The sequence below is a fragment of the Halochromatium sp. genome (assembly GCF_046541315.1).
In the GTDB taxonomy this organism is placed as follows: Bacteria; Pseudomonadota; Gammaproteobacteria; order Chromatiales; family Chromatiaceae; genus Lamprobacter.
On the sequence record NZ_JBKHDN010000074.1, the window covers coordinates 1 to 12,344 of the forward strand.

A 12,344-nucleotide genomic window follows, 5' to 3' on the forward strand; every position below is an offset into this window, starting at 1 on the left:
ACGCCCGCCCAGCGCGCAATCGGTTATGCCGATGACGCCGTGACAAGCAAACGATTAGCCAACGCGGCTCGCTCGCCGTAGCCTGGACTCCGCGCGTCAGTCCCCTGACACGCGCAAGCCGAGCATCCACAGACCCCAAAACGAGCGGAGGCAATCATGGAACCCCATCAGACAACGCATTCAGGCCAGTGTCCGGTCATGCACGGCGCCAATACCAGCGTCGGCACCTCGAACATGGACTGGTGGCCGCAGGCGCTCAACCTCGACATCCTGCATCAGCACGACCGCAAGACCGACCCGATGGGCGAGGCCTTCGACTATCGCGAAGCGCTCAAGCAACTCGACGTCGAGGCGTTGAAGAACGACCTGCGCACGTTCATGACCGATAGTCAGGACTGGTGGCCGGCGGACTGGGGCCACTACGGCGGCCTGATGATCCGTATGGCCTGGCACGCCGCTGGCAGCTACCGCATCGCCGATGGCCGCGGTGGTGGCGGCACCGGCAATCAGCGCTTCGCCCCGCTCAACAGCTGGCCGGACAACGTCAACCTTGACAAGGCGCGGCGGCTGCTGTGGCCGATCAAGAAGAAATACGGCAACCAGATCAGCTGGGCCGACCTGATCATCCTCGCCGGCACCGTCGCCTATGAATCCATGGGCCTGAAGACCTTCGGCTTCGGCTTCGGTCGCGAGGACATCTGGCATCCCGAGAAGGACACCTACTGGGGCTCGGAGAAGGAATGGCTGGCCACCAGCGATACCCCCAATAGCCGTTACTCGGGCGAGCGTGAGCTGGAAAATCCCCTGGCCGCGGTCATGATGGGTCTGATCTACGTCAACCCCGAGGGCGTCGACGGCAATCCCGACCCGCTGAAGACCGCCATCGATGTGCGCGAGACCTTCGCCCGCATGGCGATGAACGACGAGGAAACCGTCGCGCTGACCGCCGGCGGCCATACCGTCGGCAAATGCCACGGCAACGGCGATGTCGAGCTGCTCGGCCCCGATCCCGAAGCCGCCGCGCTCGAGGACCAGGGCCTCGGCTGGCTCAACAAGACCCAGCGCGGCATCGGCCGCGACACCGTCGGCAGCGGCATCGAAGGCGCCTGGACCAGCCGCCCGACCCAATGGGACAACGGCTACTTCAAGATGCTGCTCGATCATGAATGGGAGCTGAAGAAGAGCCCGGCCGGTGCCTGGCAGTGGGAGCCCGTCGACATCAAAGAGGAGGACAAACCGGTCGATGTCGAGGATCCCTCGATCCGCTACAACCCGATCATGACCGACGCCGACATGGCGATGAAGATGGACCCGGTCTATCGCGAGATCTCGGAACGGTTCTACCGCGACCCCGACGCCCTCTCGGCGGCCTTCGCGCGCGCCTGGTTCAAGCTGACGCACCGCGACATGGGACCCAAGTCCCGTTACATCGGCCCCGATGTGCCCGCCGAGGATCTGATCTGGCAAGACCCGGTGCCGGCAGGCAATACGCGCTACGACATCGGCGCCCTCAAGCGCAAGATCGCCGCGAGCGGCCTCTCCATTGGCGAGCTGGTCGCCACCGCCTGGGACAGCGCGCGCACCTTCCGTGGCTCGGACATGCGCGGCGGCGCCAATGGCGCGCGCATCCGCCTGGCCCCGCAGAAGGATTGGGAAGGCAACGAGCCCGAGCGATTGGCCAAGGTTTTGGACGTCCTCGCGGGCATCGCCACCGAGGCCGGTGCCAGCCTGGCCGATACCATCGTGCTCGGCGGCAATGTCGGCATCGAGCGGGCGGCCAAGATGGCCGGGTTCGCCATCGAGGTGCCCTTTTCCCCGGGCCGTGGCGACGCCACCGAGGCGATGACCGACGCCGACTCGTTCGCGCCGCTGGAGCCGATCCACGACGGCTACCGTAACTGGCTGAAAAAGGACTACGCCGTCACCCCTGAAGAGCTGATGCTCGATCGCACCCAGTTGATGGGCCTCACCGCCCCCGAGATGACCGTCCTGGTCGGCGGCCTGCGCGTGCTTGGGACCAATCACGGCGGTACCCAGCATGGCGTCCTCACCGAGCGCGTGGGCACCCTGAGCAACGATTTCTTCGTCAACCTGACCGACATGGGCTACCGCTGGGAACCGGCCGGCAACAATCTCTACGAGATCCGTGAGCGCAAGACCGGCGCGGTCAAATGGACCGCGACCCGGGTCGATCTGGTGTTCGGCTCCAACGCGATCTTGCGCGCCTACGCCGAGGTCTACGCGCAGGATGACAACCAGGAGAAGTTCGTGCGCGACTTCGTCGCCGCCTGGACCAAGGTCATGAACGCCGATCGCTTCGATCTGTCATAAGCTGACAGGCTCATCCCTTCCATTGGCCAGCGTTCAAGAACGATTGCGAACCAGGCCAGGCGACCGGTCACACACCATGCTCTCCCGTCTTCTGATCCCCGTCCTGTTCGCGATCGTTCCGCTGCCAGCCCTCGCCGCGACCGACGCCATCGTGCTCGGCATGGGCTGCTTCTGGGGCGCCGAAAAACGCATGTCCGAGATCCCCGGCGTGCTCGATGTCGAATCCGGCTACGCCGGCGGCGATGCCGAGCGCGTCGGCTATCGTGATGTACTGACGCTCGAGAAGCGCATCCAGCGCGGCAAGAGCGACGCGCGCAATCATGCCGAGGTGGTCAAGGTCACCTTCGACCCTGCGCGGGTCAGCCTTGAGCAGGTGCTGATCGGCTTCTGGGAGAACCATGATCCGACCCAGGGCGACCGCCAGGGCAACGATGTCGGCAGCAATTACCGCAGCGCGATCTACTACAGCAACCCGGCGCAGCGCGCCGTCGCCATCGAGACCCGCGACACCTACCAACAGGCGTTAGACGCCGCCGGCTATGGCCCGATCACCACCGAGATCGCGCCGCTGCGCCACTACAATCGCGCCGAGTCCGACCATCAGGATTATCTGACGAAGAACCCCGATGGCTACTGCGGTCTCGGCGGCACCCAGGTCGCTTATCCCGGTCTCGCACAGGACGGGACCGCCAAGTCTTCGTCCGAGGCCGCCAAGCGCCAGCCCGAACGCCTGCACGCCAGCGATCTCGATGCCGAACGCCAGCTAATCGTCTTCGAGGCCGAGGACTGCCCGTTCTGCAAGCGGTTCCGCGCCGAGGTGCTGGCCGGCTGGTCGTCCGAGGTGCCGGTGGTCACGACCCTGAATCCGCGTCCGCCCGAAGGTTGGACGCTGGAAAAGGATCTGTTCGCGACCCCGACCATGGTCCTGTTCGAGGACGGCCAGGAGGTCTCGCGCTACACCGGCTACAAGGGCGACCAGGAACGCTTCTGGACCTGGCTTGGCTTTCAGATCCTGACCCCGGAGCAGCAACGCATCGCCTTCGAGCAGGGCACCGAGCGCGCCTTCACCGGCTCGCATCTGGATGAACAACGCCCCGGCGTCTTCGTCGATCCGATCACCGGCGCACCGCTGTTTCGCAGCGACACCAAGTTCGAGAGCAAGAGCGGCTGGCCGAGCTTCTTCAACCCCGTCGAAGGTGCCTTGACCTATCACGAGGACGATTCCCACGGCATGCGCCGCACCGAGGTGCGCAGCGCCAGCTCCGGCATCCACCTCGGCCATGTCTTCGACGATGGCCCACCGCCGACCGGTAAACGCTACTGCATCAATGGTAACGTGCTGAGCTTTATCGCCGATATTGAGGCCAATTGAGACCTGCTGACCGGTAAATTTCACGCGACTGGCCGGCGCGGCTCGTTGGCCCTCTTGCCGAATGTCGCGAGTCCCGCTGGCGGTCGATCAAGACGCGATCTGCGGCAATAGGTTCACTGGGAGGGGTGTGGCGTTGGGGCTGGCCGAGCGAGGAGAAAGCCTTGCACATAATCAACCGCGTGCGCCTGCAGCCAGACCAGATCCTCGGCCTGCTCGACCCCCTCGGCCACCACCTCGATGCCAAGGTCATGCGCCATCTGGGTCACGCGCTCGATGATGATCGCCCGCGCTCGGTCGCGACTGACCCCGGCGACCAAGGAACGATCGAGTTTGACGAAGTCGGGTCGCAAGCTGGGCAGCAGACCGAGCCCGGCATAGCCGCCCCCCAGGTCATCGAGCGCAATCCTGAAGCCGGCCTCGCGGTAATAGTTCAGCACATTCGCCAGGTGCTCGGGATCGCTGATGCGCTCGGTCTCGATCACCTCGAACACGATGCGCTCACGTTCCAGCCCAGACCTCTCCACTGCGGCAACGGTGGTCTTCAGGCAGTTCACCGGATCATAGACCGCAGCCGGGGTGAAATTGATGAAGATGCGGCTGTCGACGCCATGCGCGGCGGCATTTCGGACCGCGGTGATGCGCGCCAGGCGATCCAGCACGAACACCAGATCGGCTTGCGCGGCAAGCTCGAACATCAGGCCCGGGGACACGGAATGCCCCTGATCATCGATCCCGCGCAGCAGACATTCATGCGCGAACACCCGCGCGGGCTCGGCGACGTGGAAGATGGGTTGGAAATGGGTCGTCACCCGTTCCGCGTGCAGCAGTTCTTGCAGCCAGGCGCCGCGGCCACGCGCGATATAGGTCGCCAGGGTCTCGACCTGCCCCAACTGCGCGAAACCAGGCTCGCCCTCTCCGACCATGAACAGGGCGCGGCTATCACGCGCCTCGGCCGGGGTCGTCTGCTCGGCGAGCAGGGTCGCCAAGGCGGCATGACGCTCGGCACCGACCGGGATGATCAATCCGGCCTGATCCGGCGTCTCGCCGATGGCCAGGGCGTTGGCCTCGAACGCGGCGCGCAGTTTCTGCTTGGTGTACCCGAGCGGCGGCCAGAGGAACAGCCGCCCGGACTCGCGCTGCGGCGACTGCGGCGACTGCGGCCGACCGCAGCGCTCGCAGTCATGTTCGTTCGCCATTGAAACGCTCCTTCCCGAGTCGCGCGATTAGAAACGAAGATCGAGCGTGGCGCCGCCAAAAGGCGCGGGATCGTAATGGGTTTTGTCGATGAGGTCGCCATCGGCATCCTCCAACCGCAACTCGCCCGCGAACTCCACGCCGGCGATCAAGCTCAGGCTCAGCTGGGAGCCAAAGGTCCGCGTCGCGCCGAGATAGACGGGCACCGAGATCTCCTGTCCGATGCCACCGACGGCAATGCCGCTGTCGTCGAGGCGAAAACGCGCCTTCTCGTAACGCGCGCCGAGCGTCAAGGCCCAGTGCTCCGTCGGGCGCCAATCTAGCACCAGGCCCGGCCCCTGGGTCGCGGCGAAGCCGCCGCCAGTGCGCAGCGCCAGGGTGTCGGTGAGCTGCCAGTCGATGGCGAGAATCGGGAACCAGTCGGTCGTATCCTCGAGCGCGGAAAAGACTCCAAAGCCGGGGCCGATGCTGAGGCGTTCATCGACCCGATAGCTCGCTGCGGCGAGCAGGCCAGCGATCTGGCCATCGCCCAGATCGGCGCCCTCCTCGGCAAACCAGCGCAGGGTCGGCACCGCGAACAGATTCCAGCGCTCATCGGCCTTCCAGCTCAGGCTGCCGCTCAAGCGCAGCTCGCGCACATCGGACCAGGGCGCGCGGGCGCCAAAGCCGGTCGCGCCGTGGAAGCGATAATCCCGCTCGTCGTAGCCGAGCGACAGCCCCAGGCGCAGATCGGGCGCGAGCACGCGGTCCGCCCCCAGTCGCACCGACCAGACATCGCGCTCGAACTCGTCGCCGGCGTCGATGTCGGCGCGCCAACGGTGCACGGCGCCGGACTCGATGCGCAAACGCCAGGCGTCGGCAGGGGGCTGCGCGCTCGCAGGCCCCATCGCCGACAGCGAAGCCAACAGCAGCAAGGCGCGCACAGACTTGGACCAGCGCATATCAGGAGGCATCCTCTAACAACGAACGACAACAAGACGAAACCACACTCAACCGCTAGTATAGCGCCGAGCGCTCTATGGCATCGATTCAGGTTTTCGATTTCGGTTCCCGGCGCCTAGCCCTTACCCTAGAGGCCCAAACGATTCCAAAAGCTGTGAAGGAAAGCGGAGACCTATGCGCGTCTTCAATCAGATCAATCTCAGCCATCTGAAGGGCGACCTCTTCGGTGGCGTCACGGCGGCGGTGATCGCGCTGCCGATGGCTCTCGCCTTCGGTGTCGCCTCCGGCGCCGGCGCCGAGGCCGGCCTCTACGGCGCCGTGCTCATCGGCCTGTTCGCGGCCCTGTTCGGCGGTACGCCGACGCTGATCTCGGAGCCGACCGGACCGATGACGGTGGTCTTCACCGCCGTGATTGCAGGCATGCTGGCGGCTAACCCCGAGCAGGGCATGGCGATGGCGTTCACCACCGTCATGCTCACCGGTGTCTTCCAGGTGATCTTCGGCCTGCTCAAGCTCGGACGCTACGTGACGATGATGCCGTACACGGTGATCTCCGGCTTCATGTCGGGCATCGGTTTCATCCTCATCATCATCCAGCTGCCGCCGCTGCTTGGCTATGCCTCACCGCCCGGCGGCGTGCTCGGCTCGTTGCTGGCGATTCCCGACTTCATCGCCACCCTCAAGCCCGCCGAGGCCGCCTTAGGCGGTCTCTCGCTGGCGATTCTGCTGCTGATGCCAAAGCGTCTCCAGCGCTTCATCCCACCGCAGCTGCTGGCGCTCATCGTCGGCACCCTGTTGGCCCTCTTTCTGCTGCCGCAACTGTTCGCCGGGGAGACCTACCGCGCCATCGGCTCAATCCCGGGTGGACTGCCCACGCTGCAGCTGCCCACCTTCAATGCGGCGCATTGGCAGACCATCGTCGTCGATGCGCTGGTGCTGGCCTTGCTCGGTTCCGTCGACGCCTTGCTCACCTCGGTCATCGCCGACAGCCTGACCCGCACCCAGCACAACTCGGACAAGGAACTGATGGGCCAAGGGCTTGGTAACCTCGCCTCGGGCCTGTTCGGCGGTCTGCCAGGCGCGGGCGCGACCATGGGCACCGTGGTCAATATCCAGACCGGCGGGCGCACCGCGCTGTCCGGCCTGACCCGCGCCCTGATCCTGGCGATCATCGTCTTCGGCGCCAGCGCGCTCGTCGAGCCCATCCCCAAGGCCGTGCTCGCCGGCATTGCGATCAAGGTCGGCATCGACATCATCGACTGGGGTTTTTTGCGCCGCGCGCACCGGGTTTCCATTCGCGGCGCGCTGATCATGTACGGCGTCATCGCCATGACGGTCTTCGTCGATCTGATCACCGCCGTCGGCATCGGGCTGTTCGTCGCCAACGTCCTCACCATCCGTCGGCTCGCCGACCTCCAATCCGAAGGCGTGCGCGTGCTTGGCCTGCCGCACAACGAAGACGGCCTGGACTGCCCTAATGCCGCGCCCGAGGACGCCCGCATCCTGCGTGACCCGAGCAATGGCGTCGTCATGCTCTGTCTCAGCGGTCCGCTGATCTTCGGTGCCGCCAAGGCGATCACCCGGCAGCAGAATGATCTGCTCGGAGCGCGTTCTTTGGTGATCGATCTGACCGAGGTCCCGCATGTCGGCGTCACCACCTCGCTGGCGGTCGAGGGCGTGATTCGCGAGGCCGTCGCGCATGGCTGCCGGGTCTACCTTGCCGGTATCCACGATCAACCGCGCAAGCGTTTCGAGAGTCTGGGGCTTGGCCGTATCCTCCCGGCCGAGAACTGGATCGACAGCCGCTCGGCGGCACTCAAGCGGGCGGTCTCGGAGCGGGCCGGACAGATCCCGGCCTGAGCGTCAGCGCTGGCAGGGACGCCTCACAACACCTTCGACACCAGCTTCACGGTCGGGTCATTGCGATCGGTCTCGATGCGGAAACCGAGCGATTTGACCAATGCGAGCATGCGCGTATTCGCGCTCAAGACCTCGCCTTCCATGATCCGCAGCCCCTTGTTGCGCGCGTTCTGCATCAGCGAGCGCATCAGTCGGGCGCCAATCCCGCGCCGCCGGCAGGCATCGGCGACCACGATCGCGAACTCGCAGGTATCGCCGCCCGGATGCGCCATGTAACGCGCGACCCCGACCTCCTGCTCTTGCCCGCCGCCCTCGCTGTCGGGCGCGCGGATCACCCCGATCAGCGCCATCTCGCGGTCGTAGTCGATCTGGGTGAAGCGCACCAGCATCTCCGGCGACAGCTCCTTGATGGTCTGCATGAAGCGGAAATACTTGGTCTGATCCGAGAGACCGCGCACGAAGTCCTGCTCCATCTGCGCATCCTCGGGTCGGATCGGGCGGATGGTCAGATCGGTGCCATCGGGCAGCGGCACCTGCTCAATCAGATGCTGCGGATAGGGATGGATGGCCATGTGCCCGTAGATCGGCATCTGCGGCGGGCGATAATCGACCTGGATGCGCGCATCGACGGCGATCACGTCGAGATCGTTGCCGATCAGCGGATTGATCTCCAGTTCGAGGATCTCCGGCAGCTCGCAGACCATCTCCGAGACCCGCTGCAGGATGCGCGACAGCGCCTGGCGGTTCATCGGCGGCATGTTGCTGTAGGCGCCCATCAGCCGTGCCACCCGCGTGTGCTCGATCATGGTCTGGATGATGAAGGCGTTCAGCGGCGGCAGACCGAGCGCCTTATCCTCGAGCACCTGCATGTCGGTACCGCCGGCGCCAAAGCTGATCACCGGCCCGAAGATCGGATCGCGCACCACCTTGACCATCAGCTCGCGCGCGGCGCGGGTCGGCACCATGTGCTCGACGGTCACGCCCTGGATCTGCGCCTGCGGCCGCAGCTTCTGCGCACGCTCGGTCAGCTCGGTATAGGCGCGGCGAATGCTCTGCGCATCGCTCAGCCCGAGCCGCACGCCGTCGACATCGGACTTGTAGCGGATATCCGGCGAGTTGATCTTCATCACCACCGGGAAGCCGAGAGACTCGGCGGCCACCAGGGCCTCGTTCGGCGAGCGCGCCAGCACCGCCTGCGTGCTGTTGATGCGAAACGCCGAGAGCACCGCCTTGGCCTCGATGGTGCCGAGCACCTTGCGGCCCTCGGCCATCACGCCCTCGATGATCAGTCGCGCGCCCTCGATATCCGGCTCCAACTGCTGCGACAGCGGCCCCGGCGACTGCATCAGCAGCATGCGGTTGCGACGCTGCTCGGCGAGGAACGACATCGCGTCCACCGCCACCTCGGGCGACTCGAAATGCGGCACGCCATGCTCGGCGAACAGCCCCTGCGCCTCGGCCACCCGACTTTCACCCATCCAGCAGGTCAACACCGGCTTGCGGGTCTTCTTCGCGACCTCGATCACCTCCATCGCGACGCTGGTCGGATCACTGGTCGCCAATGGCGCCATCAAGGCGATCACGCCATCGACACCGGCATCGGCCAGGCAGGCCTCGAGCGCATCCCGGTAGCGCTGCGCCGAGCCGTCGCCCATGACATCGATCGGGTTGCCGTGCGACCAATGCTCGGGTAATGCCTGCTCGAGCTTGGCGCGCGTCCCGTCGCTCAACTCGGACAGGATCAGCCCTTGATCCACCGCCCGATCGGCGGCCAGCACGCCGGGACCGCCGCCGTTGGTGATCACCGCGATGCGATTGCCGGCCAGGCGCCGGCCGGCGCCGAACACCTGCGCGGCGGCGAACAACTGCGCCAGGCGCTCGACCTGCACCGCGCCGCCGCGCTCGAGCACCGCGCGAAACACCTCGTGCGAGCCGACCCAGGCCCCGGTGTGCGAGCGCGCCGCGCGCGAGCCGGCCGGATGCCGGCCGGTCTTGACCACCACCACCGGCTTCAGGCGCGCCGCCGCGCGCAGCCCGCTCATGAAACGACGCGCGTCGCGCACGCCTTCGACATAGAGCAGGATGCTCTGGGTCTGCGGATCCAGCGCCAGATAGTCGAGGATGTCGCCGAAATCGACATCGGCCGCGGCACCGAGCGAGACCACCGCCGAGAAGCCCAGCCGACGCGGCCCGGAACGATCCAGCATCGCCGTGCAGACCGCGCCGGATTGCGAGACCAGGGCGACGTTGCCGGGGCGCGGCAGCTCGTTGCCGAAGGTCGCGTTCAGGCCATGCGCGGGCCGCATCACGCCCAGGCAATTCGGCCCCAGCACCCGAATCCGGTTGCGCCTTGCGGCCTCTACCAGCCGTTCCTGCACCGCGCTACCGCGCTCGCCCTGCTCGGAAAAGCCGGCCGAATGCACCACCGCCGCGCGCACGCCGAACTCGCCGCACTGATCCAGGATGCCCGGCACCGCCTCGGCCGGGGTGGCGATCAGCGCCAGGTCGACATGCTTATTGAGCGCCGCCAGATCCTTCCAGCAGGGCTGGTCGTCGACGGTTTCATACTTGGGATTGATCGGATAGCAAGGCCCCTTGAAACCGCCGGCGAGGACATTGCGATAGACCATGGCGCCGACCGAGTCCTCGCGATCGCTGGCGCCGAATACCGCGATCGCCTCGGGAACGAAGAGTTGGTCGACATCGGAGAGTCGCATCGGCTGGCCCCTCCTGGGGCGAATCGGGTCAGTGGACAGACGGGTCACGGGGTCATCGGGTCAGGGGGCAAGCGAGAACAAGGCAAAACGATGACAAAGGGATTAAGCTTTCACAACCATCATGAGCATCCGCGGTAGGCGCCCTATGAACCTCGCCTTCATCTCCCACCCTGACTGTCTCGACCATAAGATGGGCGCGCACCACGTCGAGGTGCCGGAGCGCCTGCACGCGATCTCGGATCGCATGATCGCCGCCGGCATGGAGATGCTGGTGACCCATTATGACGCGCCCAAGGCCAGCCGTGAGCAACTCTTGGCGGTGCATGATGCGGCTTACGTCGATGCCCTGTTCGAGGCCGCGCCCAGCGTCGAGGATGTGCTGGTCTGGGTCGATGGCGACACCGCGATGTCGCGCGGCTCGCTGAGCGCCGCGCTGCATGCGGCGGGCGCCGCGGTCATGGCGGTCGACCTGGTGATGAGCGAGCGCCATCACGCGGCCTTCTGCTCGATCCGCCCGCCCGGTCATCATGCCGAGCGCGCGCGCTCGATGGGCTTCTGCTTCTTCAACAACGTCGCCGTTGGTGCCGCGCACGCGATGAACGCGCATGGGCTCGCGCGCATCGCCATCGTCGACTTCGATGTCCACCACGGCAACGGCAGCGAGGATATCTTCGCCGGCGACGAGCGGGTGTTGTTCTGCTCCAGCTTCCAGCATCCATTCTATCCCGGCTCCGGCGCCGGCCCAACGGCGCCGAACGTGATCAACCTGCCGTTACCGGCGCGCACCAATGGCGAGGCCTTCCGCGCCGCGATGGAGCAGCACTGCCTGCCCCGGCTCGACGCCTTCGCGCCCGAGCTGATCCTGATCTCGGCCGGCTTCGACGGTCATGCCGAAGACGACATGGCGCATTTCATGCTGCGCGAGCCGGACTATGCCTGGATCACCGCGCGGTTGCGCGAGATCGCGGTCCGCCATGCGCATGAGCGCATCGTCTCCTGTCTCGAGGGCGGCTATAACCTCTCGGCGCTCGGGCGCAGCGTGGCCGTGCATATCGACGAGCTGATCGGGCACGGCTAGACAACATCATGTCCAGCACCGCCCTCGTCTGGCTGCGCCGCGATCTGCGGCTCGGCGACAATCCCGCCCTCGCGGCGGCGCTCGCGCGCTGCGAGCGCGTCATTCCCGTCTATCTGCATGCGCCTGACGAAGAGGCGCCGTGGCAGCCGGGCGCGGCTTCCCGCTGGTGGCTGCACCAAAGCCTGGGCGCGCTCGGCGAGCATCTGCAGCGCCTCGGCAGCCGGCTGATCATCCGCCAGGGCGCGAGTCTGGCAACCCTGCGCGCCTTGATCGCAGACAGCGGCGCCTCGCAAGTCCATTGGAATCGCGGCTATGAACCGGCCAGCATCGCCCGCGACAGCGCGATCGAACAGGCCTTGCGCGCCGATGGGATCGACTGCGCCAGTCACAATGCGGCCCTGCTCTGCGAGCCTTGGGCGCTGAAGACCGGCAGCGGTGACCCTTACCGCGTGTTCACGCCCTATTGGCGCCGGCTCGGGCCACGGCTCACGGAGATCGCAGCGAGGTCCGCGCCCGCCACGGCCGCGCCACCCGACACCTTGCCGCCGGTTCCAGATGAGATCGGCGGGCTCGCTATCGAGGCCCTCGCGCTGCGGCCGAGCATCCCCTGGGATCAGGGGCTGCGCGAGGCGTGGCAACCGGGCGAGGCCGGCGCGCGCGCCCAACTCGAACAATTTCTGCACGGCCCGATCAAGTCCTATCGCGAGGCCCGCGATTGGCCTGCCGAGTCTGGCACCTCAAGACTCTCGCCGCATCTGCACTTCGGCGAGATCGGCCCGCGCCAGATCCTGGCCCGAATTCGCGAGGCCCATGCTGGCGCTTCTGGCGCTGGTTCCGGCGCTGGTTCCGG

The 12,344-nt window shown here is 66.3% G+C and carries 8 protein-coding genes; 5 read left to right on the plus strand and 3 right to left on the minus strand.

From position 1 onward, the window contains the following. Positions 1 to 156: 156 nt before the first annotated feature. Positions 157 to 2,331 carry a catalase/peroxidase HPI gene (gene katG / locus ACLFQI_RS06805; protein WP_410758151.1) on the plus strand — a complete coding sequence of 725 codons (2,175 nt, stop codon included), beginning with the start codon at positions 157 to 159 and terminating at the stop codon, positions 2,329 to 2,331. Between the two features lie 76 nt (positions 2,332 to 2,407). Next, positions 2,408 to 3,703 carry a peptide-methionine (S)-S-oxide reductase MsrA gene (gene msrA / locus ACLFQI_RS06810; protein ID WP_410758152.1) on the plus strand — a complete coding sequence of 432 codons (1,296 nt, stop codon included), beginning with the start codon at positions 2,408 to 2,410 and terminating at the stop codon, positions 3,701 to 3,703. A gap of 113 nt (positions 3,704 to 3,816) precedes the next feature. Here msrA and ACLFQI_RS06815 read toward each other — a convergent pair whose 3' ends face one another. Together ACLFQI_RS06815 and ACLFQI_RS06820 are read right to left on the minus strand one after the other, a co-directional pair. Further along, a complete protein-coding gene (locus ACLFQI_RS06815) occupies positions 3,817 to 4,899 on the minus strand; it encodes an EAL domain-containing protein (protein ID WP_410758153.1) in 1,083 nt (360 codons plus the stop codon). 27 nt (positions 4,900 to 4,926) lie between these two features. Beyond that, a complete protein-coding gene (locus tag ACLFQI_RS06820) occupies positions 4,927 to 5,838 on the minus strand; it encodes a hypothetical protein (RefSeq protein ID WP_410758154.1) in 912 nt (303 codons plus the stop codon). Between the two features lie 175 nt (positions 5,839 to 6,013). Here ACLFQI_RS06820 and ACLFQI_RS06825 point away from each other — a divergent pair, with 175 nt between their 5' ends. After that, positions 6,014 to 7,699: a SulP family inorganic anion transporter gene (locus ACLFQI_RS06825; RefSeq protein WP_410758155.1), complete on the plus strand. Its 1,686-nt coding sequence runs from the start codon at positions 6,014 to 6,016 to the stop codon at positions 7,697 to 7,699. Between the two features lie 23 nt (positions 7,700 to 7,722). Here the strand turns inward: ACLFQI_RS06825 and ACLFQI_RS06830 are convergent, their stop codons facing one another. After that, the gene (locus ACLFQI_RS06830; protein ID WP_410758156.1) at positions 7,723 to 10,416 is read right to left on the minus strand and encodes a GNAT family N-acetyltransferase; all 2,694 of its coding nucleotides are present in this window, start codon (positions 10,414 to 10,416) and stop codon (positions 7,723 to 7,725) included. Positions 10,417 to 10,561: 145 nt separating this feature from the next. Between ACLFQI_RS06830 and ACLFQI_RS06835 the strand changes: the two genes are divergently transcribed. Then, a complete protein-coding gene (locus tag ACLFQI_RS06835; protein ID WP_410758157.1) occupies positions 10,562 to 11,494 on the plus strand; it encodes a histone deacetylase family protein in 933 nt (310 codons plus the stop codon). An 8-nt stretch (positions 11,495 to 11,502) separates the two neighbouring features. Then, a partial coding sequence (locus tag ACLFQI_RS06840) for a deoxyribodipyrimidine photo-lyase (RefSeq protein ID WP_410758158.1) occupies positions 11,503 to 12,344 on the plus strand: 842 nt, incomplete at its 3' end.

Bases quoted from the DNA above. Each gene is read 5' to 3' on its own strand.
- msrA (WP_410758152.1), top strand. From the start codon at position 2,408: ATGCTCTCCCGTCTTCTGATCCCCGTCCTGTTCGCGATCGTTCCGCTG.
- ACLFQI_RS06815 (WP_410758153.1), bottom strand. From the start codon at position 4,899: ATGGCGAACGAACATGACTGCGAGCGCTGCGGTCGGCCGCAGTCGCCG.
- ACLFQI_RS06830 (WP_410758156.1), bottom strand. From the start codon at position 10,416: ATGCGACTCTCCGATGTCGACCAACTCTTCGTTCCCGAGGCGATCGCG.
- ACLFQI_RS06835 (WP_410758157.1), top strand. From the start codon at position 10,562: ATGAACCTCGCCTTCATCTCCCACCCTGACTGTCTCGACCATAAGATG.
- katG (WP_410758151.1), top strand. From the start codon at position 157: ATGGAACCCCATCAGACAACGCATTCAGGCCAGTGTCCGGTCATGCAC.
- ACLFQI_RS06825 (WP_410758155.1), top strand. From the start codon at position 6,014: ATGCGCGTCTTCAATCAGATCAATCTCAGCCATCTGAAGGGCGACCTC.
- ACLFQI_RS06820 (WP_410758154.1), bottom strand. From the start codon at position 5,838: ATGCGCTGGTCCAAGTCTGTGCGCGCCTTGCTGCTGTTGGCTTCGCTG.